Origin of the sequence: Pedobacter aquatilis, assembly GCF_030409415.1 — a bacterium.
Classification (GTDB): domain Bacteria; phylum Bacteroidota; class Bacteroidia; order Sphingobacteriales; family Sphingobacteriaceae; genus Pedobacter; species Pedobacter aquatilis.
This window is the reverse complement of record NZ_JAUFPW010000012.1, coordinates 667,900-689,171: the sequence shown is the minus strand read 5'-3', so window position 1 is coordinate 689,171 and position 21,272 is coordinate 667,900. Positions and strand designations below refer to the sequence as shown.

Below are 21,272 nucleotides of genomic sequence, written 5' to 3'. Positions count from 1 at the left end.
CAAAACTTCATAATTGAAATGCACCTTTGAAATAACAAAAACATGAAGCGATTTCTATTTTGTTAAATTCTAAAAACATAATTAGTTTTTTAGTTTTCCGGTTACCCTTATCTGATACCTGATGTATTGCAAAATACATCAGGTTTTTTTATTCTGCGCTTTCTTTAAGCATTTCAAATAAATCTTCAGCACCACCATCAAATTTAGTTCCGTTTACATAAAATGACGGCGTTCCATTAACTCCACTTCTTATACCACTTTCAAAATCCGATTCCACTTTTTCAGTTAAATCACCAGAACTATAATCTTTTTTAAACTGATCGATATCCAGTCCAATCTTTTCAGCAAGTTCATTAAAAAGTTTTTCCCCTATCTGATTTTGATTTTCGTAGATTCCATCATGCATCTCCCAAAATTTACCCTGCAGTGCAGCGGCTTCTGCGGCAATCGCCGCTGGAAAAGCATACTCATGAGCTTCTTGTAATGGAAAATGTCTAAAAATGAACTTAATCTGTTCGCCAAAAACTTTCTGAATCTTTTTAATAATTGGATAAGCATGGCCACAATGCGGACATTGGTAATCGCCAAATTCGACAATTTCTACAGAAGCCGACTTGCCACCTTCAAAATGGTCATTTTCTGATATTGCAGGTTTTAATGTGCTCATACTATTACTTATTAAGTTCTTCCAAAGCGTCCAAAATACCGTCAGCACCAGGATTAACAGCCGTTGGCGATAAATAACTCCAGGCGATTTTACCTTCCTTATCGATTACAAACAATGCTCTTTTGCTTTCACCAACTTCCTCATCATAAACACCATAAGCTTTTGATACTTTTCCTTTGGGTTCGAAATCGGCAAGCAAAGGAAAATGTAATTTACGATCTTGCTCGAAAGCTAAATGACACCAAACGCTATCCACAGAAATCCCAAAAATTTGAGCATCGTGCTTAGTAAAATATTTCAACATTTCATTATAAAGTGCCATTTGGTCGCTGCAAACCGGACTCCAGTCTGCCGGATAAAATGCCAGAATTACGTTTTTACCTCTAAAGTCTTTAAGTTTAATTTTTTGGTCGGGTGTGGCATTTAATTCAAAATCGGGTGCTTTAGTTCCTTTTTCTAACATAATTTATGGTTTTTGAAATTATCGTTTTAGTTATACTTCAAAAGCCAACAGATTGTTTGTTAAAAGATTCAGCCTTTTGTAAATTTTAGCCTAACTTCTGCCTCTTGATTAAATAGGCCTGCAAAATTGGGTAAAACCCTTGATTAATATCGGCATCGATTAAATCAATTTTGTATTGCGCACACTTAGAAGCAATCTGTTGACGATAGCTCGCCACCGCATCAGTATAAGTTTTTTTAACCTGATTCGCATGAACCTTAATTGAATCACCGGTTTCCATATCTATAAACTGGTATGGTCGGTTTTCAAATTCAAAGTTCACTTCTTTCGATTTATCCACTACATTAAAAACCACAATTTCGTGCTTGCTAAACTTTAAATGTTGCAAAGCATCAAAAAATTCTTCAGTTTTTTGGTTGTTGGTTTGGCTGTGGAACAAATCGCTAAAAATGACTACCAACGAACGTTTATGTATCAAATCAGCTACTTGATGTAAAGCTTCACTCAAATTGGTTTGTGCATTTACCTTTGGTTTTTGCAACAATTCATCAAGCCTTGTAAATAGGTACTTTTGATGAACAGTTGTAGATTTTGCAGGCGTGTTCAGCAAAATTTCATCGGCAAAAAGGCTTAGGCCAAATGCATCTCTCTGTTTTTTTAATAAATACATTAAAGATGCCGTTGCCTGAATAGAAAAACTTAATTTATTGTTTTTAGGTGTTGGAAAGTACATTGATGAAGAAACATCGATTACAAACTGGCAACGAAGATTTGTTTCTTCCTCAAAACGTTTACTGTACAGTTTATCGGTTTTTGCATATAATTTCCAGTCAATATTTTTTACGTTATCGCCGTTGTTATACTGACGATGTTCTGCAAATTCTACTGAAAAACCATGGAAAGGACTTTTATGTAAACCGGTAATAAATCCCTCAACAACCTGCGTTGCTAGTAATTCAAGGTTTCCGTAGCCCGATTGGTTTTCATAGTTGACTTCCTGCATATCGTAAAACTAATAAAAGATTATGCTAATATTTACGTTTTTTGCTTGTCGTCATCGATAAGCCAGGTCTGTATGAGCTGAAGCAACCCTATTTCTATTAATCTCTTGAATGAGATTGCTTCGTGCCACGCGATGACGAAATTCCTAAAAGTCTTATTATAATTTCTATTTCTTTGCTATCTTATATAGTTTTCCGTTATCGGTAACGCTATACATTGCGCCGTCTTTGCCTTCAACCATATCTCTAAAACGTTCGCCTTTTCCTTCGAGCAAACGTTCTTCGCCAACAATTTTATTATCTTTTATAACCAACCTAATGATGTGAGAACCGCTTAAGGCACCTACAAATAAATTTCCTTTCCATTCTGGAATGGCACTGCCATTATAAAATGCGATACAACCCGGCGAAATACTTGGGTTCCAGTAATAAACTGGTTGCTCCATACCATCTTTTTGTTGAATGCCATCGCCAACTTTCTTACCACTATATTCTGTTCCATAAGTGATTATTGGCCAGCCGTAATTTTTGCCTGGCTTGATTAGATTAACCTCATCACCACCCCTTGGTCCAAATTCTGCTTCCCATAAATCGCCAGTTAGCGGATTAATCGCCAAGCCATCCGGATTACGTAAACCATATGCATATATTTCTGGTTTAGCATCGGCTTTTCCTGCAAACGGACCATTTGGAACAGCTTTACCATCTTTCGTTAAATGCAAAATTTTACCTAATGAAGAATTTAAATACTGTGCCTGTATTCTGATATCGCCACCTGAACGCTCTCCAGTGCTCACAAATAAATTACCATTTTTTTCGAAAACTATTCTCGAACCGTATTGAAGTTTTCCGCCATAGGCTGGAGTTGCACGATAAATTATTGTTTGGTTTTCGATTGAGGTCTCACTTGCAGATAATTTACCTTTTGCGATGGCTAAAAGTACACCTTTAGCTTGTGGCTCTGAATATGCCCAGTAAATCATTCTGTTTTTAGTAAAATCCGGATCTAACGTCACGTCTAACAAACCTCCCTGTCCAGAATCATCAACTTTTGGTAAACCTTCAATAGTTTTACTTAATTTTCCATCAGCGGTTAGAATAACCATGTTTCCACCTTTTTGAGTAACTAAAAAACCTCCTTTTGGAAGTTCAGAAATCGCCCAAGGGCGTTCGAGTTTATCATTGATGACAGATATATTAAGTGCTGTGCTTGTTTTAACACCTGCAATTCTGGTTTGACCAGCAAAAGCCGGTTTAAAATCTGCTGTTGCCTGCTGAGTTTCTACAGGATTTTGCGCAGAAACTGATGTAGCAATGTTTAGTGCGACAACGCAGCACGAAAGTATAATGGTTGATTTTTTGAAATTGGACAGTTTCATTAGTTATGATTTTATTTGATAAAAGAACAAAAAATATCTGTAATAAAAAACCCGAACTCTGTAACGAATTCGGGTCATATATTTTAATAAAGCGTTGTGCTTTACTTATTAAGCAATTTGCTTATTTAATTTTTCAGCCAATACTGATTTTGGAACCGCCCCAACTTGTTTATCAACAACCTGACCATCTTTAAAGTATAATAAAGCTGGGATGTTACGGATACCGAACTGCATAGAAATTTGAGGGTTGTTATCTACGTTAACTTTACCAACGATAGCTTTGCCATCATATTCTTTAGCGATTTCTTCTACTACCGGACCCACCATGCGACAAGGGCCACACCATTCTGCCCAAAAATCTACTAATACTGGTTTATCTGATTTTAATACAAGCTCCTCGAAGTTTGCATCTGTGATTTCTAATGCCATAATCTATTTTTTTATATTCAAATATATATATTCAATTCTAATGCCACCAATAGTGTAATGCCAATTTGACAATACTTAAACGCTTTATTGTTAACGTCATTCTGAACTTGATTCAGAGTCTCCCTTTTAAGATGCTGAAATAAATTCAGCATGACGAGCGCATTAGTGGACAAAATCTAATTTAACTTATAATTAACAACGTTTAAACCTGTTATTTGTTCTAAGAACTTATTGTTCGGATTAATCTTTAAATTTTTAGATGGTAAATCCAGCATAAACTCCTTTTCTCTGTCGTAAATTGCAAAATTTAGCTGACAGTTTTGCTGTTCAGAGTTTGCCTTATTGTCTGCCAGAATCTCTTCAATCTGGCGCATAAGCTCATCGTTTACCTTTTCTATTGGTACTTGTATGGTAATCGATTTAGCTAATTTATCGCGTAATTCAGACATTAAATTTATTGAAGTGATTTTGAATTCCCAATCACCCGCTTTTCCAAAACGTTCTCCCACCCGACCACGAATTTGTAAGAAATATCCTTCTGTTAAAAATGATTTAAATTTTAAGAAATCTTCGCCGAAAAGTGCCATTTCGCAAGCATCGTCATAATCTTCAAAAACAAATGTTCCGAAGGGTTTACCAGTTTTTGTAATTCTTTGCGATGCGGTTACAACTAATCCGCCTACGCATAGTTCTCTGTTTTTTAATTTTTCAAATTCAGCTAGAACGTCTTCATTTGTATCACCCATTCGTACTTTGTTAATTACACTTAATTGCTTAACGCCGTGTGTACAAAATTTATCAAGTTCTAATTTATAATTATCTAAAGGATGACCAGATAGAAAAATTCCAATTGCATCCTTTTCGTATTTTAATCTATCCATTAAGGCCCATTCTGGCGATACCGGCAATGTTGGTTCTAAAATCATATCGGCTTTTGAGCCGCCAAACAATGATGCTTGTGATGTACTTTCATTATTCTGGAAATCGTTGGCATATTTAATTATTTTCTCAATGCCATTCATTTTATCATTCGGACCGATATAAAAATACTGCGCCCTATGACCGCCAAATGCATCAAATGCGCCGCTATAAACAAAACTTTCGTAAGCTTTTTTATTCACGATACGGGTGTTTGAACGTTTTGCAAAATCGTAAATACTGCTGAAAGGGCCTTTTTCCAATCTTTCTTCGATAATACTTTCTACCGCCTTTTCTCCAACACCCTTGACCGCCGACATTCCGAAGCGAACTTCGCCATTGGTATTAACAGAGAATTTTAAATCAGATTCGTTAACATCAGGTCCTAAAACCACAACTCCCATTTGGCGACATTCTTCCATAAAGAAAGCCACTTGTTTAATGTCGCTCATGTTATTGGATAATACCGCAGCCATATATTCTGCAGGGTAATGTGCCTTTAAAAATGCCGTTTGATAAGCAATCCACGCATAACAGGTAGAGTGAGATTTGTTAAACGCGTAAGATGCGAAAGCTTCCCAATCTTTCCAGATTTTTTCCAAGGTATCAGCCGCGTGTCCTTTTTCAGAAGCCTGCTTCACAAATTTTGGCTTCATTTTATCCAAAACATCCTTTTGCTTTTTACCCATTGCCTTACGCAAAACATCGGCCTCACCTTTGGTAAAACCAGCCAGTTTTTGCGATAAAAGCATTACTTGCTCCTGATAAACCGTAATTCCGTAAGTTTCTTTTAAATATTCTTCACAGGCATCTAAATCGTATTTTATCTCTTCTTCGCCATTTTTTCTTCTTACGAAACTAGGAATATATTCCATTGGTCCCGGGCGGTATAAGGCATTCATGGCAATTAAATCATCAAAAACAGTTGGCTTTAATTCCTTCATGTACTTCTGCATACCAGGACTTTCATACTGAAAAATACCAATGGTTTCGCCACGCTGGAAAAGTTCGTAAGTTGCCACATCATCGATTGGGAAGTTATCTGGATCCAAATCGATATTATGCCTTTTCTTAACCAATTTAACAGTATCTTTTATTAGCGTTAGTGTTTTCAGACCTAAAAAGTCCATTTTTAGCAAACCCGCACTTTCTACAACAGAGTTATCGAACTGGGTAACATATAAATCTGAATCTTTTGCGGTAGCTACCGGAACGAAATTGGTAATATCGCTTGGCGTAATAATTACACCGCAAGCATGAATGCCAGTATTTCTCAATGAACCTTCCAAAACCTGCGCTTGTTGAATGGTTTCGGCACTTAAATCTTTAAGTCCGCCCATATTTTTAAGCTCTACAACACGTTCATATTCATCAGGGCGAAGCGAATCTTTTAAGGTTTNTAAATCTAAAACCCTCGCCGTATCACGGATAGAAGATTTCGCCGCCATGGTACCATAGGTGATGATTTGCGCCACCTGACTGGAACCATATTTATTAATTACGTATTCCATTACACGTCCACGACCTTCATCATCAAAATCGATATCGATATCGGGCATGGAAACACGGTCCGGGTTTAAGAAACGCTCAAAAAGGAGATCGTATTTAATTGGGTCGATGTTGGTGATCCAAAGACAATATGCAACTACCGAACCCGCCGCCGAACCACGACCAGGACCTACAGAAACATCTCTCCTTCTCGCTTCAGCAATAAAATCCTGCACAATTAAGAAGTAACCAGGATAACCTGTCTTCTCAATTGTTGCCAACTCGAAATCTAAACGCTCTGTAACATCTAAAGTTAGCTCGCCATAGCGTTTTTTAGCCCCTTCATAAGTTAAATGCCTTAAATATTTATTCTCACCGCGTTTACCACCATCAACCTCATCTTCAGGTACTAAGAATTCTTCAGGAATATCAAATTTTGGAAGTAAAACTTCGCGGGCAAGCTTGTAGGTTTCAATTTTATCTACAATTTCCTTTATGTTTAAAATCGCCTCTGGCAAATCAGCAAAAAGTGATTTCATTTCATCGGCTGATTTGAAATAATATTCCTGATTTGGCAAACCATAGCGGTAACCACGACCGCGACCAATCGGTGTAGCCTGTTTTTCGCCATCCTTTACGCAAAGTAAAATATCGTGCGCATTGGCATCTTTTTTATTGATGTAATAAGTATTATTCGTAGCAACCAGCTTAACAGAATGCTTTCTCGCCAAAGAAATTAAGGATTCGTTCACCCGATTTTCATCCTCTTGATTGTGGCGCATCACCTCAACATAAAAGTCCTCACCGAATTGTGCTTTCCACCAAACCAATGCTTCTTCGGCTTGGGTTTCACCCATGTTTAAAATCTTATTAGAAATTTCTCCCGATAAGTTTCCAGAAAGTACAATAATATCTTCTTTATACTGCTCAATTACGTTTTTATCGATACGAGGAACATAATAAAAGCCTTTGGTATAAGCAATTGAAGACATTTTGGCTAAATTATGATACCCGTTTTTGTTCTTCGCCAAAAGCACCATTTGGTAGCCATTATCTTTTGCCGTTCTATCCAAATGGTTATCGCAAACAAAAAACTCTACACCAACAATTGGCGTCATAACCATTTCAGTTGGGCGTTCACCAGCTTCAATGGCAGCAGCATTTTTAGCTTCTGCGGCTTTATTATGGTTTAAAACATTGTTCACAAAGTGAAAAGCCCCCATCATATTCGCATGGTCGGTCATGGCTACAGCTGGCATTTTTTGTGCAGCAGCAGCTTTTACCAAGTCTGGAATACTGATGGTACTTTGAAGAACAGAAAATTGAGTATGATTATGTAAATGCACAAAAGTTGCCGCAGCAAGTTCTTGTTTATTGCCTTCAAGTTCTTGTTTAGAAATTCCACCACCTTCAGCTTTTTGAATGCGTTTGCGAATTTCATCAGAAGCTGCTTTTAAATTGATGTGTTTTAAACCAACACCTTCAATCATTGCAGGATTTATTTCCCTAAAGCGTGGGAAATATTCAGCATCAACTAAAAGTTCTTCTTTTTTAAAAACTTCGCGTTTTACCAATTCTAAAAAGCAACGGGTAGTTGCTTCCACATCGGCAGTTGCGTTGTGTGCTTCATTAAATGGAACACCAAATAAGTATAAGTGTAGTTCTGTTAGGGTTGGCAATTTGAATTTCCCACCTCTACCACCCGGTAATTGCAAAAGCTGGGCTGTAACTTCGGTACAGGTATCTAAAACTGGCATTTCGGTTAAGCGGTTCGCAACACCAAAACGGTGAAATTCGCAACCCATAATGTTAACATCAAAGCCAACATTTTGCCCGACAATAAATTTAGCTTTATTTAAAACCTCATTAAATTTTGCCAGCATTTCATCAAATGAAATACCTTGTTCAATGGCTAAATCGGTAGATATACCGTGAATTCTTTCAGCATCGTAAGGAATGTTAAATCCCTCTGGTTTTACCAGATAATCCTGATGTTCAACCAATCTCCCCATCTCATCGTGCAATTGCCATGCGATTTGAATACAACGTGGCCAGTTATCGGTATCGGTAATTGGTGCATTGTAGTTACGCGGCAAACCAGTGGTTTCAGTATCAAAAATTAAGTACATAGTTAGCTTTAAAGAATTAGCCGTTCAGAATAATAACGGTTCTTCAAAAATAAGGAATTTGATAGGCTGATTTGTCAAATTTTATCAACAAAAACAGAAATAATTATGCGCAAAAAAAGCCGAAATAGAAATTATTTCGGCTTTAGTTTTAATGAAAGAACACAATTATCCTTTCAAAGTTTCTAAAAGTACATTTGCAGCTTCTTCAGATGAACCTGGATTTTGTCCAGTAATTAATAATCCGTCTTTTTTAACATAAGAACCCCAATCTGCACCTTTACTATAATGGCCACCTAACTTTTGCAATTCATCTTCTAGTAAAAATGGAACAACATCTGTCAACTTTACAGCTTCTTCTTCTGTGTTTGAGAAACCTGTAATTTGTTTATCTTTTACTAAAGGATTGCCATCTTTATCTTTTACCTTAATCAATACCCCAGGAGCGTGGCAAACAAATGCAACTGGCTTTTCTGCACTATAAAAAGATTCAATTAATGAAATTGATTTTTCGTCGTTTGCCAAATCCCAAAGTGGACCATGACCTCCCGGATAGAAAACGGCATCAAAATCAGCTTCGTTAACATCAATTAATTTAACTGTTTTGCTAAGTTTTTCTTTTAGTGCTTCATCAGCCTTAAACCTTTTAGTTGCTTCAGTTTGTGCGTCCGGAGCATCACTTTTTGGATCTATAGGTGGCTGCCCTCCTTTTGGCGACGCAAGCGTAATTTCTACACCAGCATCTGATAAAACGTAATATGGAGCAGCAAATTCTTCAATCCAAAAACCTGTTTTTTCTCCTGTATTTCCCAACTCGCTGTGGGATGTTAAAATCATTAATACTTTCATTATTTATTTTTTATTTATGCTTGGGATAACTCTATATTGATGCCAGAAACTGGATTCTTTATTAAAATGACAAATGCAATACGATTTGACTAAAAATGCTCCTGACTTACCAATTTACTTACATCATAGCCTTTTACACGGCATCTTTCGATAAGATCTACTAATAAGTCAGCTTCCATTTTTGGTTCACGAGCCATTATAAAAAGATATTTCTCATCAGGATGCCCAACAACAACATAACTGTAATCATCAGCAAGTTCGATAATCCAATAGCCGATTTTAAAAGGCCATAAAAACTGAGCTTTCATATCTCCATCAGCTTTCTCATCATAAAAAAATAGTTTTGAGGTGATAGATTTTTCCTCCGGATTTCCTTCATTATGGTAAGTTGTTAAAACATCAAAATGATCATCATCTTTTAAAGTATAAGTTTCTGTTGTTTGTTTCCAATTCTTATCCATTAAGGTTGGTATAGAATATAACGAATACCACTTTCCGGCAAAGGCATTCAAATCGATATTTGAAATTGGTCTGTTTTCCATATTTATTTACGCTTTAATATAATTATTCATGCTCTTGGCTAACTAATTTACTTGTGTCATATCCTCTGCTTTTACACCTCTCGATAATTTGCGACATTAACTTTTTGTCGAGATTTGGCTTGCGAGACATAATGAAAAGATACTTCATATCTGGGTGACCTATTACTACATAACTGTAATCTTGTGGTAGTTCAATTACCCAATAATCAACTTTTACAGGCCAAAAAAATTGCGCTTTCATCTTACCATCAGGTTCATCTGAATAAAAGAATAATTTAGATTTTATAGATTTCTCTTTAGTATTACCTTCTTTGTAATAAGTAGTAAGAACATCAAAACGATTTTCTGTTAGCGTATAGTTCTCTACAGTTTTACGCCATTTTTCATCTAAAAATGTTGGTATGCTGGTTAAGGAATACCATTTTCCCTGGAACTTATTAAAATCTATTTTCGCTATTGGCTGATTATTTAAATCCTCTTTTTGTTGATTTTTTTTGATCGAAAAAGAGAGCAATGTTGGAATTGAGATGGTTAAAAGAAGAAAAACTTTATAGGTATTTGATCTCATAATGTGTTTAAGGATTTAACAGATTAGAAGTCACAAAGTTTTGAAAAGCATTTTTAAACCTTATATTTATTTATACCTTCGATAGGTAATTAACAGCAAACCATAAAAAATATAGATATATGAAAGTAACGGTTGTAGGAGCAGGCGCTGTAGGCGCAACTTGTGCAGATAATATAGCACGCAAAGAACTGGCTAACGAGCTTGTATTATTAGATATTAAAGAAGGTTTTGCCGAAGGGAAAGCTATCGATATGATGCAAACTGCTACCCTTTTAGGCTTCGATACAAAAATTTCGGGTGTTACAAACGACTACAGTAAAACAGCTGGTTCGGATGTTGTAGTTATCACTTCAGGCTTGCCACGTAAACCAGGCATGACCCGTGAAGAATTAATCGGAATTAACGCCGGCATTGTAAAAGGTGTTGCAGAAAATATATTAAAATTCTCGCCAGAGGCAATTATTATCGTGATTAGCAACCCAATGGATACAATGACCTATTTGGCATTAAAATCTTTGGGTTTACCAAAAAATCGCATAATTGGAATGGGCGGAACTTTAGATAGTTCTCGTTTTAAATTCTATTTATCGCAAGCATTAGATTGTAACCTAAATGATTTACAAGGTTTCGTAATTGGCGGTCATGGCGATACAACCATGATTCCTTTAACACGTTTGGCAACGTACCAAAGTTTACCGGTTAGCAATTTATTAGATAAAGCTACGCTTGATAAAGTGGCCGCAGATACTATGGTTGGTGGTGCAACTTTAACTGGTTTAATCGGCACATCGGCTTGGTATGCACCTGGAGCAGCTGGAGCAGCCTTGGTTGAAGCTATTTTACGTGATGAAAAGAAACTGTTCACTTGTTGCGTTTCGCTAGAAGGCGAATACGGACAAAGCGATATTTGCTTAGGCGTACCAGTAATTATTGGTCGTAACGGTTGGGAAAAAATTATTGATTTTAAATTAACAGATGATGAGCAAGCGGCATTTAACAAAAGTGCTGATGCCGTTAGAAACATGAATAGCGTATTGGCTGATATGAAATTGGTTTAATATTTGATAATTGAAGCAACATAGGGCGAAAATAAATGTCTACTGTGTAAGCCTCAATCATTAAACTTTTATGAAATCAATTTCAATCCCATTAAAACTTATAAACTTACAAGATGACGGCTTCCACCTTTTGGTGGAAGTTGTTGTTTTTAAGGAGAAGCATTTTGCCGTTTTAGATACTGGTGCATCCAGAACCGTTTTCGATAAATCTTTAATCGAAAAGCATCTTTCGGAAACCATTAAAGTATCAGACGAAATAAATGCAGCAACCTTGTTTACAACCACAACTACTATTCAGGCTACTATTCCTGAATTAAAAATTGGTAAATTAAAAATTCCAGATTACGACACTGTTGCTTTTGATTTACAATCCGTTAGCGAAACCTACCAACAATTTGGGCATCCGGCAATTAGCTGCATAATTGGTGGCGATATTTTGATGAAACACGAAGCAGTTATCGATTACCAAAATTTGGTCCTCATCCTTAAGAAATAATGCTATCTGATAAATATCATATTTTAAAAGCAGACTTAGCTTCATATTTACGTTTATATGAAAAGTGATATTATTAACAGAGAAGATATTATACTTTTGGTCAATACTTTTTACGAAAAGGTACAAAAGGATGGTAAAATCGGAGCAATTTTTACGGATATTGCAAAAGTAAATTGGTCACATCATTTACCTAAAATGTACGATTTTTGGGAAAGTATTCTTTTTGGAAAAGCCACTTATAAGGGCAACCCTATGCTTACACATTTTGCTTTGCAACAAAAAGTCGATTTATTTCAAGAAGAATTTGATTCGTGGAAGTCGCTTTTTTACCAAACTGTTGATGAATTATTTGAGGGAGATAACGCAGAACTGATAAAACAAAAAGCACAATCAATAGCTGATTTAATGCATTTCAAATTAAATTCGCACAAGTCGAAAATTAATATCGTTTAAAAATTTGTGTCATTTGAATGTTTATTTTAAATTTAAGTGAACAAACAAATTATATATGAAATTTTTAAGAATCTTATTAGGAATTATTGTCGTGCTGGCAATAATTTTAGTGGTCGGAAGTTTTTTTCTGCCCAAAACGTATTCGGTGAGCAGAAGTACAACCATCAATGCAACCGATAGCATTGTCTATAAAAACATTGCAGACTTTAATGAATTTTACAAATGGAATCCTTGGGCTAAAATGGAGCCAACAGCCAAAACAACCTTTTCGGGTGCGCCGGGCGAACCTGGTCATGTTTATGCTTGGGTAGGAAAAGAAACTGGTTCTGGAGAAATGAAGATTTTAAAAGTTGAGCCAAATAAGCAGGTTGATATCGATTTGTTTTTTAAAGAACCATTCGAAAGCCATGCAGATACAAAATTTGATATTGTTCCTGAAGCTGGTGGTAACAAGGTAACCTGGACAATGAGTGGTGAAAATAATTTTATCAGCAAATGGATGTGCGTTGTAATGGGTGGCATGGATAAAATGATTGGAAAAGATTTTGAAAGTGGTTTAGCATCCTTAAAAGAGAAATCAGAAAAAGGAAACTAAATAAACTAGATTTTTAATAAAAAGCCTTTCGCCAGTGCGAAAGGCTTTTTTTGTAATATTTTTTTGTTGGTAAACAATAATGTTTATTTTACATGACTAAAACTAAATCTTTACAGGTTTAGTAATTCCCTACACTTTAAATTAATTGCTGAAAAGATGAATTTGTTAATTGTTGAAGATGAGCCGAACGTGGTTTCAGTAATTTCAAGAGGCTTAACTGAAGAAGGTTTTGAAGTTAGTATAGCTCCAGACGGCTTAATCGGAAAGCAAATGGCATTAAACAATGATTTTAGTTTGATTATTTTAGACATCATGTTGCCTGGAATCAACGGTCTGGAGTTATGCAAAATCATCAAAGAGCAAAAACCCAACACGCCTGTAATTATGCTTACCGCCTTGGGCACAACTGAAAATGTTGTAAATGGCTTGGATAATGGAGCTGATGATTACTTAATTAAGCCCTTTAAATTTGCAGAACTTTTCGCCAGAATTAGAACATTATTGCGCAGATATAGTGGAGCAGCAGTAAGCGACCAGATTATTCAAATTGCTGATTTAAAAATAAATGTAAGCGCTAAAACTGTTCAAAGAAATAATACAGATATTACACTTACCGCTACAGAATATAGGCTCTTAGAATTTATGGCTAAAAATAAATCCAAAATATTATCTCGGATTGATATTTTAGAAAGCGTTTGGGATATCGATTTTAACCTCGGTACAAACGTAGTTGATGTTTATGTAAATTATCTTCGAAAAAAAATTGATAAGAACTATGAACCTAAATTAATTCGTACCGCTGTTGGGTTAGGTTATGTTTTAAAGGAAAAATAATGTCTATCGCCAAAAAAATCACTTTGCTCTTTGCAATCTTATCTGCTGTGATTATTTCACTGCTAAGTGGTTTTGTTTGGTACTTCTCTAATGAATTTGCTTTCGAGGATTTTTACAAACGCCTGGAAGCAAGGGTTAATATCGCAGCACAAATAAAACTATATCAAGACGATAATAATAGCGTATATGCTAAAATGCGTAACCAATATCTAGAAAGGTTGCCATCAGAAAAAGAATACATTATCGAAGCCGGAAAAACTGAAAAAAAATTAGACAGGGAATTACCGCAAAGTTTCTATAAAAGAATTAACACGGGTTTAACCGCCAGATACAGAACTGAAAATCATTTTTATGCTGGCAAATTTTTCAAAAACAGTTCTGGTGGATACATTGTAATTGTTTCAGCAAATGATCCGGTAGGTTTTAGAGAACTGAAAGACTTGCAAAAGATTTTAATTATTGGATTTTTCTTATCCGTTCTCTTATCCTTTGTTGTAGGATGGAAATTCTCAAATTATATGTTACAGCCACTGCGAAACATTATTAAAAGTGTTAAGCATATGAAAGCAGAGAATTTACACATGCGTCTTGATGTTAAGAAAGGCAAAGATGAGATGACTCAACTTGCAGAAACTTTTAACAATATGCTTAATCGGTTAGAAACAGCATTTGAAACACAAAATAATTTCATTAGTAATGCTTCGCATGAATTACGTACACCGTTAACCATTATTAGTGGTGAACTTGAGTTGGCAATAAATACCAAACAAGACGCTGAAAAACAGCACAAAGCTTTAACCAAAATTAAAGACGAGGCAGACAGGCTGGAACATATCCTTACCAGTTTGCTTGGCTTAGCACAATCTGGCTTTAACGGTAAGAACCAACCTTGGGAACAAGTTAGAATTGATGAAGTAGTTTGGGAAGTTATTGAAGCGGTAAATCTCGTTCATCCTGAAAATAAAATTGAAGTTGATTTAAGTAAACTGCCCGAAGATGAAAATCTACTCGTTATTAGATCGATAAAGAATTTGATAAAACTCGCTATTTCGAATATTGTTAGTAATGCCTGCAAGTATTCAAATAATAATGTGGTGACTGTTCTGATAGAATCTAACCAAAACATTGTTTCTGTCGCAGTTACCGATAGAGGTATTGGTATTCCTCAATCAGATATTCAACATATTTTCGAACCTTTTTATCGTGCCTCGAATACAAATGAGTTTAAAGGCTATGGTGTAGGTTTGCCTTTATCCTTAAATATTGTTCGTTTACATCGTGGTAGCATTGGTATTAAATCTCAAGTTGGCGTTGGTACTGAAATAAAAGTTATGATACCTATAAACGCTTAACCGACAGACATTTCAATTAAATCCGCCTCCTACCGGCAATTCATTCCTTAAAGATTTAACTATCTTAAAATTCTAATCTAGTTTTAATCTCACTCTTATTCGGCTGTAATATCATTGGCTTAAAATTGTAATATAAAAATTATCAATTAAAAAGAAAAGCCATGAAAACAGTATTAGTACCAACAGATTTCAATTTAGAAAGCACTAAAATTATCGATGCGCTTATTCAGAATGAACCGAATGAGAAACTAAATATAATTTTCCTGCATGCTTTTAAGTTATCAGATTCTATCACAGATATGTTAATGCTGAGTCGCCGCAGCCGCGATTATGAAAATGTAAGTGATGAATTTTATCAAACGATAAATCAGTACCGCGAAAAATTCCCAAATCAGGTGGCTACAACTGGCGTAGAATATTTTTACGGTAGCACGGTTGCCGCATTCAAAAATTTTATCGAAGCATTTGATGTAGATTTTATTGCTTATCCAAAGGATTATAATTTTTGTCCGATAAATAAATATAGCATTAACCCAAAATTTTTAACAGAACGTTCGGGTTGCAATTTATTAGAGTTAGACATAAATAACATTCAGGTTCCGGAGAACTTAATCGAATCGAAAATACCTGAAAAAGAACTAATTGAGGCAACTGCCTGATCATTCACGAATTTAAATCAGTGCATTATGCTGTTACGAAATAATATTCCGCTCACCTATATATTTGGAAAGGTAAAAAAAGAACTGCTTTTCGTTATAACTTACTCTGTGGGTATAGTTATACTTTACCAAAATTTCCATATTACACGCATCTCAATTCCTGTAGCAGTACCCGCCCTTTTAGGTACGGTAATTTCACTTTTACTTGCATTTAGATCCAACCAGGCTTACGATAGATGGTGGGAGGCAAGAATTCTTTGGGGGGCTATTGTTAACGACTCAAGGTCCATTTCCCGTCAGATATTATCTTTTGTAGAAAATCCCTATGGTCAGGATGATATAGAAAAGTTTAAAGAACGCTTTATTAAAAGACAAATTGCCTGGTGTTATGCACTCAGCCAGTCACTAAGAGGGTTCAATCCGCGAAAAGGCTTAGAACAGTATTTATCGCCAGAAGAGATGGATTTTATAAAGAAGCGTAAAAATGTTACGGTCACTCTATTAGAATTGCACGGTATGGATTTAAAAAGAGCCTTACAAGAAGGTTGGATTAATAAATACCAGCAAATAGAGATTGATAAAACCATCACCGCATTATGTAATCATATGGGGGGCTCTGAAAGAATTAAAAACACGGTTTTCCCGGTAACTTACAGTAAATATATCAGTATGTCTATCCATTTGTTTATCGTTTTATTACCGTTTGGATTAATAGAATATTTTGGATATATGGAAGTTCCATTAGTCGTTGCAATCGCTGCTTTCTTTCTATTGGTAGAAAAAATGGCTGTTCATTTGCAAGATCCTTTCGAGAATAAACCAACAGATACACCGACCACAACAATTTGCAGAACGATTGAAAGAGATTTATCACAAATGTTGGATGATAATAAAATATATGAGGATAAACCTCAAACAGAACTTGCCCCTGTAGGCTCGTACTATATCTTGTAATTAAGATAGTTTTTAGTTTCATCTCATAATTTGGGATGGTTAGTTAAGCCGATAACTTTGGTTCTGGATAGAAGTAAGTTTAGGCAAAGTTTGATAATTGACTTTATAATTATCGATTCTAAACATAAAAACCTCTTCAAGTTTTAAACTCGAAGAGGTTTTTTTTATTGATTTCAGTTTTAGCCTTTAACACAATATTTGTGCTAAGCGGTTAAAACTTTAATTTTTTTATTATAAAATTTGATAAAGCTTCTTATATAAATGCTACTCAAAAAAAACAAAACTAAAGTGGCAATAAGTTTTAAATCATTACTTACATCGAAAATCCTTTCTTTGGATATTATATTAAATAAAAAAACATTTAAAACTATTGTTCCGAGTGTAGAGATATTGCCTACATAATTATCCACTATAGAGTATTTGGAATACTTAATTCTTTGTGTAAATATCCTAAAAAAACCAAACAGCGCAATTAATATAAGTGGAATCATCGAACCAATTATCATTGGTTTTATGTTAAACACTTGAGTTTTACTGCCATAATAAATACAGAAGCATAAACCTAAAATTGATATGTTTTTGAAAAAATCAGACCAGCCTAAAGTTTGTAGCATTTCCTTCCTAAAATCAATTATATATTTTTTATGCAGTTGTTTTTGATATGCTTCCTCTCTATTTCTGATATTAATAAAACCTCCAAAATCTTCGTTGATAATTTTTGCCACAAGTTCAATACTAAATAGCTCATCACTATCAGATAATGCATTTATTAAATGATCATATAACTCATTATAAGTTTCCCTATATTTTGGTTCATTGAAAATATAATCCCGCAAGACTTGCTTTTCCGCTACATTTAATTTCATTAAAAGCTTGGTTTAAGGTTCAATAATAATTGTAAATGGCTAATAAAGTCTTTTGCTTCCTGAAGTTTATTAATCACTTCTTTTTCTCCGTCTTTTGATAACGAATAATATTTACGTACCCTATTATCAACAATTTCGGTTGAAGTTTCCAAAAACCCCTCTGCTTCTAATTTATGTAATGCCGGATACAAGGCACCTTCTTTAAGTAATAATTCCCCTTGGGTAATATTTTTTACTTTTTGAGTAATTTCATAACCATACATTCTTTCATTTTCCGATAAAAGATTTAAAATAATGGTTTGCAAAGTACCTTTAAACAATTCGTTATTAATCGCCATAGTCAAATGTAATAAAAATTACATGCATAAGAAAATTATATATATAACATTTAACATATTCAAGCAAAAAAACCTCTTCAAGTTAATTCTCGAAGAGGTTTTTTATTGAATTTATGTTTAAGCTTTTAACTCAAATTAAGCATCAATCTTTGCATATTTTGCATTACGCTCAATAAACTCTCTACGTGGTGCAACTTCATCGCCCATTAACATAGAAAAAGTATGGTCGCATTCTGCTGCACTTTCAATTGTAGCTTGCATTAAAGTACGAGTAGCCGGGTTTAATGTAGTATCCCACAATTGCTCTGCGTTCATCTCACCCAAACCTTTATAACGCTGTATGTGTACGCTATCTTCTTTACCAGCACCTTTTAAACGTTGTACAGCAGCGTCGCGTTGTACATCATTCCAGCAGTACTCAAAATCTTTACCTTTTTTAACCTGATAAAGTGGTGGAGATGCAATGTAAACGTAACCAGCCTCAATTAAAGCACGCATATAACGGTAAAAGAATGTTAAAATCAAGGTTGTAATGTGCGAACCGTCGATATCAGCATCCGTCATGATTACGATTTTGTGGTAACGAAGTTTAGTTAAGTTTAAAGCCTTATCATCTTCCGGCGTACCGATGCTTACGCCAATTGCCGTAAACATATTCTTAATCTCGTCGTTTTCGTAAATTTTATGCTCCATCGCTTTTTCAACATTCAAAATCTTACCTTTTAAAGGTAAAATAGCTTGAATATTTCTATCACGACCTTGCTTTGCAGTTCCACCTGCGGAGTCACCCTCTACTAAGAAAATTTCACATCTTTCTGGGTCACTGTCCGAGCAATCGGCTAATTTTCCTGGCAAGCCAGAACCACCCATTACACTTTTACGTTGAACCATTTCGCGAGCCTTACGGGCCGCAGCACGAGCTGTAGCCGCTAAGATTACCTTATTGATAATCATTTTAGCCTCTTTTGGGTTTTCTTCCAAATAATAACCCAAAGCCTCACCAACCGCAACATCAACCGCTCCCATTACCTCACTGTTACCCAGTTTGGTTTTGGTTTGGCCTTCAAACTGTGGCTCTTGTACCTTTACAGAAACAACTGCAGTTAAACCTTCTCTAAAGTCATCACCTGTAATTTCCATTTTAAGGTTTTTCAATAAACCAGATTTATCAGCATAAGCCTTTAAAGTTCTGGTTAAACCTCTACGAAAACCTGCAATATGTGTACCGCCCTCATGCGTATTAATGTTATTTACATATGAGTGCACATTTTCAGAATAACTATCGTTGTATTGGAAAGCCAACTCAACCGGAATACCATTTTTAATACCTTCGATATAAATTGGTTCTGGCAAGAAAGATGCTCTTGTACCATCTAAAAAGGCAACAAATTCTTTCAAACCACCTTCAGAGTGGAAAACTTCTGAAAAGAAAGTTCCATCTTCTAAAGTTTCACGCTCATCTGTTAAGGTTAATGTAATACCTTTATTTAAGAAAGCCAATTCGCGTAAACGACCAGCTAAAGTATCGTATTTATATTCAGTAGTTTGCGTAAAAATTGTCGGGTCAGGACTAAAAGTCACAATCGTACCACGTTTATCCGTTGTACCAACTTCTTTAACATCGTACTGCGGAACACCAATTTTGTATTCCTGCATCCAGATTTTCCCTTCGCGGTGTACTTCAGCTTTTAAATCGGTAGATAGTGCGTTAACACAACTTACCCCAACACCGTGTAAACCACCAGAAACCTTATAAGTATCTTTATCGAATTTACCGCCGGCATGTAAAACCGTCATTACAATTTCTAGTGCCGATTTATTCTCTTTTGTATTAATACCGGTTGGAATACCACGACCGTTATCTTCTACCCTAATCGAGTTTCCTTCTAAAATTCTTACGTCGATTGTATCTGCATGACCAGCCAAAGCCTCATCAATAGAGTTATCTACAACCTCATAAACCAAGTGGTGCAAACCTTTTACACCAGTATCACCTATATACATCGAAGGGCGCTTACGCACCGCTTCCAAACCTTCTAAAACCTGTATATTATCTGCCGAATAATTTGACTTTAAATCTTGTTCTTCGCTCATATTTTATTTAAAACTATAATCCTCAAAAATACGGAAATTTCGGCACTTTAACTAATATGTGGATAAGTTTTAAACCGTAAAAAAAATGCCTTCTGCAAGGTTTAGACAGAGATTTTGAAAAGCAAAACCTGTAAATCAGATTAATGTTCGTCCCGCTTTTTATTACAAGCCCCGAGAAAATCGGGGGCTTTCCATTTCAATCGGGTTTAATCTTCAAAAACTGTAGTTCTTTTGGTCTATCAGCATCCTGCAACCGCCAATTGAAATGCTACTTTTGCCACCTAAACCCGATATGAGCGGAAATACTTTTTGTTGGTAAAGAAATGAAAATACTGTGCTGCTGAAGCTAAACAAAAAGATTGTAGCGATTAGCGGGCGCAAACTGTTAAATAGAATTACTGCAATTGCTTTTCAAATATTTTTTAATGCTTAACGTTTTAATATAGTTGTGCATAACTCTTAAATTGCATATAAAAACTAATTTATATAAGTTTGCTAAAATTTATTAAACAATAATGGAAAGAAGAACCTTGAAAACCTTTGGTTTATTTGCAACAGCAGCATTAATTACAGCTTTTTCTGCATGCCAAAACAAAGACACCAAAACAACTGAAACTAAAAAAACAGATAGTACAGCTACTGTAGCAACTGCAGACGAGAAAATTGTATATGTTAACTCTGATTCTTTATTAACAAAATACGATTATTTTAAAGACCTTAAAGTAAAATTTGAAGGTAAAAGCAAAAATGCCCAAGCAGATATGCAAGCTAAAGGTCAGGCTTTTCAAAGAGAGGTTACGCAATACCAACAATCGGCTCAAACTTTATCTGCCGACCAACGTAAATCTACAGAAGAACGTTTAGCTCGTAAACAACAAGAATTGCAAACTTACCAACAAAATGCTGGTGGTGCTTTACAAAATGAGCAAGCTGTAGAAAACGAAAAACTTTATGATAAAGTTGCGGCTTACTTAAAAATTTACGCAAAAGAAAAAGGTTATAAAATGGTTTTGACTTACTCTAAAGGTAACAGCGCTATTTTATTTGCCGATGAAAGCTTAGATGTAACTGCTGAAGTTATTAAAGGCTTAAATGCAGATTATTCTAAAAAATAATTTTTAAAATATTTAAATTGTAAATGCC

General features: G+C 35.2%; 21 protein-coding genes. 9 read left to right on the top strand and 12 right to left on the bottom strand.

The window, feature by feature from the left end; translation table 11 throughout:
• Positions 1-148 precede the first annotated feature (148 nt).
• The 9 genes from QWY86_RS07075 to QWY86_RS07035 form a co-directional block, all read right to left on the bottom strand.
• Positions 149-667 (bottom strand): DsbA family protein, encoded by a 519-nt coding sequence (locus tag QWY86_RS07075; protein ID WP_290240227.1) that lies wholly within the window; start codon positions 665-667, stop codon positions 149-151.
• Positions 668-671: 4 nt separating this feature from the next.
• Positions 672-1,130, bottom strand: a complete 459-nt coding sequence (locus QWY86_RS07070) for a peroxiredoxin (protein WP_290240224.1) — start codon at positions 1,128-1,130, stop codon at positions 672-674.
• Positions 1,131-1,215: 85 nt separating this feature from the next.
• Positions 1,216-2,133: a DUF58 domain-containing protein gene (locus tag QWY86_RS07065; protein ID WP_290240222.1), complete on the bottom strand. Its 918-nt coding sequence runs from the start codon at positions 2,131-2,133 to the stop codon at positions 1,216-1,218.
• A gap of 165 nt (positions 2,134-2,298) precedes the next feature.
• Positions 2,299-3,510 carry a PQQ-dependent sugar dehydrogenase gene (locus QWY86_RS07060; protein ID WP_290240220.1) on the bottom strand — a complete coding sequence of 404 codons (1,212 nt, stop codon included), beginning with the start codon at positions 3,508-3,510 and terminating at the stop codon, positions 2,299-2,301.
• A 108-nt stretch (positions 3,511-3,618) separates the two neighbouring features.
• Entirely contained in the window at positions 3,619-3,939 is a 321-nt protein-coding gene (gene trxA, locus QWY86_RS07055; RefSeq protein ID WP_290240218.1) for a thioredoxin, read from the bottom strand.
• A 176-nt stretch (positions 3,940-4,115) separates the two neighbouring features.
• Positions 4,116-8,474 carry a DNA polymerase III subunit alpha gene (gene dnaE / locus QWY86_RS07050; protein WP_290240216.1) on the bottom strand — a complete coding sequence of 1,453 codons (4,359 nt, stop codon included), beginning with the start codon at positions 8,472-8,474 and terminating at the stop codon, positions 4,116-4,118.
• Positions 8,475-8,639: 165 nt separating this feature from the next.
• Positions 8,640-9,320 carry a type 1 glutamine amidotransferase domain-containing protein gene (locus tag QWY86_RS07045; RefSeq protein WP_290240214.1) on the bottom strand — a complete coding sequence of 227 codons (681 nt, stop codon included), beginning with the start codon at positions 9,318-9,320 and terminating at the stop codon, positions 8,640-8,642.
• Between the two features lie 89 nt (positions 9,321-9,409).
• Positions 9,410-9,862, bottom strand: a complete 453-nt coding sequence (locus QWY86_RS07040; protein WP_290240212.1) for a lipocalin family protein — start codon at positions 9,860-9,862, stop codon at positions 9,410-9,412.
• 22 nt (positions 9,863-9,884) lie between these two features.
• Complete coding sequence (locus QWY86_RS07035) at positions 9,885-10,430, bottom strand: lipocalin family protein (RefSeq protein WP_290240210.1); 546 nt, start codon at positions 10,428-10,430, stop codon at positions 9,885-9,887.
• Positions 10,431-10,549: 119 nt separating this feature from the next.
• Here QWY86_RS07035 and mdh point away from each other — a divergent pair, with 119 nt between their 5' ends.
• From mdh to QWY86_RS06995, 8 genes are all read left to right on the top strand, one after another.
• Positions 10,550-11,488, top strand: a complete 939-nt coding sequence (mdh, locus tag QWY86_RS07030) for a malate dehydrogenase (protein ID WP_290240208.1) — start codon at positions 10,550-10,552, stop codon at positions 11,486-11,488.
• A gap of 70 nt (positions 11,489-11,558) precedes the next feature.
• Entirely contained in the window at positions 11,559-11,984 is a 426-nt protein-coding gene (locus QWY86_RS07025; protein ID WP_290240206.1) for an aspartyl protease family protein, read from the top strand.
• 57 nt (positions 11,985-12,041) lie between these two features.
• Positions 12,042-12,437, top strand: coding sequence for a group III truncated hemoglobin (locus QWY86_RS07020; protein WP_290240204.1), 396 nt, complete (start codon positions 12,042-12,044; stop codon positions 12,435-12,437).
• 55 nt (positions 12,438-12,492) lie between these two features.
• Positions 12,493-13,032 (top strand): SRPBCC family protein, encoded by a 540-nt coding sequence (locus QWY86_RS07015; RefSeq protein ID WP_290240202.1) that lies wholly within the window; start codon positions 12,493-12,495, stop codon positions 13,030-13,032.
• Positions 13,033-13,188: 156 nt separating this feature from the next.
• Entirely contained in the window at positions 13,189-13,866 is a 678-nt protein-coding gene (locus tag QWY86_RS07010; RefSeq protein ID WP_290240201.1) for a response regulator transcription factor, read from the top strand.
• A complete protein-coding gene (locus tag QWY86_RS07005; RefSeq protein WP_290240198.1) occupies positions 13,866-15,218 on the top strand; it encodes a HAMP domain-containing sensor histidine kinase in 1,353 nt (450 codons plus the stop codon). The genes QWY86_RS07010 and QWY86_RS07005 overlap by 1 nt, the downstream gene beginning before the upstream one ends.
• Before the next feature lie 161 nt (positions 15,219-15,379).
• A complete protein-coding gene (locus tag QWY86_RS07000) occupies positions 15,380-15,877 on the top strand; it encodes a hypothetical protein (RefSeq protein ID WP_290240196.1) in 498 nt (165 codons plus the stop codon).
• A 27-nt stretch (positions 15,878-15,904) separates the two neighbouring features.
• Positions 15,905-16,831 carry a bestrophin family protein gene (locus QWY86_RS06995; RefSeq protein ID WP_290240194.1) on the top strand — a complete coding sequence of 309 codons (927 nt, stop codon included), beginning with the start codon at positions 15,905-15,907 and terminating at the stop codon, positions 16,829-16,831.
• Positions 16,832-17,034: 203 nt separating this feature from the next.
• Here the strand turns inward: QWY86_RS06995 and QWY86_RS06990 are convergent, their stop codons facing one another.
• From QWY86_RS06990 to gyrB, 3 genes are all read right to left on the bottom strand, one after another.
• Entirely contained in the window at positions 17,035-17,697 is a 663-nt protein-coding gene (locus tag QWY86_RS06990) for a hypothetical protein (protein ID WP_290240193.1), read from the bottom strand.
• Positions 17,697-18,035 (bottom strand): PadR family transcriptional regulator, encoded by a 339-nt coding sequence (locus tag QWY86_RS06985; RefSeq protein WP_290240191.1) that lies wholly within the window; start codon positions 18,033-18,035, stop codon positions 17,697-17,699. The genes QWY86_RS06990 and QWY86_RS06985 overlap by 1 nt, the downstream gene beginning before the upstream one ends.
• A 135-nt stretch (positions 18,036-18,170) precedes the next feature.
• Positions 18,171-20,129, bottom strand: a complete 1,959-nt coding sequence (gene gyrB / locus QWY86_RS06980; protein WP_290240189.1) for a DNA topoisomerase (ATP-hydrolyzing) subunit B — start codon at positions 20,127-20,129, stop codon at positions 18,171-18,173.
• Between the two features lie 515 nt (positions 20,130-20,644).
• On the opposite strand from gyrB, the gene QWY86_RS06975 reads away from it, so the two are divergent.
• Positions 20,645-21,244: an OmpH/Skp family outer membrane protein gene (locus QWY86_RS06975; protein ID WP_290240187.1), complete on the top strand. Its 600-nt coding sequence runs from the start codon at positions 20,645-20,647 to the stop codon at positions 21,242-21,244.
• Positions 21,245-21,272: the final 28 nt, after the last annotated feature.

What these genes read in the sequence shown, in the direction of transcription:
- QWY86_RS06985 (WP_290240191.1), bottom strand. Translation starts at nt 18,035, where the DNA reads ATGGCGATTAATAACGAATTGTTTAAAGGTACTTTGCAAACCATTATT.
- QWY86_RS07020 (WP_290240204.1), top strand. Translation starts at nt 12,042, where the DNA reads ATGAAAAGTGATATTATTAACAGAGAAGATATTATACTTTTGGTCAAT.
- QWY86_RS07035 (WP_290240210.1), bottom strand. Translation starts at nt 10,430, where the DNA reads ATGAGATCAAATACCTATAAAGTTTTTCTTCTTTTAACCATCTCAATT.
- QWY86_RS06995 (WP_290240194.1), top strand. Translation starts at nt 15,905, where the DNA reads ATGCTGTTACGAAATAATATTCCGCTCACCTATATATTTGGAAAGGTA.
- QWY86_RS07060 (WP_290240220.1), bottom strand. Translation starts at nt 3,510, where the DNA reads ATGAAACTGTCCAATTTCAAAAAATCAACCATTATACTTTCGTGCTGC.
- mdh (WP_290240208.1), top strand. Translation starts at nt 10,550, where the DNA reads ATGAAAGTAACGGTTGTAGGAGCAGGCGCTGTAGGCGCAACTTGTGCA.
- QWY86_RS07065 (WP_290240222.1), bottom strand. Translation starts at nt 2,133, where the DNA reads ATGCAGGAAGTCAACTATGAAAACCAATCGGGCTACGGAAACCTTGAA.
- QWY86_RS07000 (WP_290240196.1), top strand. Translation starts at nt 15,380, where the DNA reads ATGAAAACAGTATTAGTACCAACAGATTTCAATTTAGAAAGCACTAAA.
- trxA (WP_290240218.1), bottom strand. Translation starts at nt 3,939, where the DNA reads ATGGCATTAGAAATCACAGATGCAAACTTCGAGGAGCTTGTATTAAAA.
- QWY86_RS06975 (WP_290240187.1), top strand. Translation starts at nt 20,645, where the DNA reads ATGGAAAGAAGAACCTTGAAAACCTTTGGTTTATTTGCAACAGCAGCA.
- QWY86_RS07045 (WP_290240214.1), bottom strand. Translation starts at nt 9,320, where the DNA reads ATGAAAGTATTAATGATTTTAACATCCCACAGCGAGTTGGGAAATACA.
- QWY86_RS07040 (WP_290240212.1), bottom strand. Translation starts at nt 9,862, where the DNA reads ATGGAAAACAGACCAATTTCAAATATCGATTTGAATGCCTTTGCCGGA.
- QWY86_RS07010 (WP_290240201.1), top strand. Translation starts at nt 13,189, where the DNA reads ATGAATTTGTTAATTGTTGAAGATGAGCCGAACGTGGTTTCAGTAATT.
- QWY86_RS06990 (WP_290240193.1), bottom strand. Translation starts at nt 17,697, where the DNA reads ATGAAATTAAATGTAGCGGAAAAGCAAGTCTTGCGGGATTATATTTTC.
- QWY86_RS07005 (WP_290240198.1), top strand. Translation starts at nt 13,866, where the DNA reads ATGTCTATCGCCAAAAAAATCACTTTGCTCTTTGCAATCTTATCTGCT.
- gyrB (WP_290240189.1), bottom strand. Translation starts at nt 20,129, where the DNA reads ATGAGCGAAGAACAAGATTTAAAGTCAAATTATTCGGCAGATAATATA.
- QWY86_RS07075 (WP_290240227.1), bottom strand. Translation starts at nt 667, where the DNA reads ATGAGCACATTAAAACCTGCAATATCAGAAAATGACCATTTTGAAGGT.
- QWY86_RS07070 (WP_290240224.1), bottom strand. Translation starts at nt 1,130, where the DNA reads ATGTTAGAAAAAGGAACTAAAGCACCCGATTTTGAATTAAATGCCACA.
- QWY86_RS07025 (WP_290240206.1), top strand. Translation starts at nt 11,559, where the DNA reads ATGAAATCAATTTCAATCCCATTAAAACTTATAAACTTACAAGATGAC.
- QWY86_RS07015 (WP_290240202.1), top strand. Translation starts at nt 12,493, where the DNA reads ATGAAATTTTTAAGAATCTTATTAGGAATTATTGTCGTGCTGGCAATA.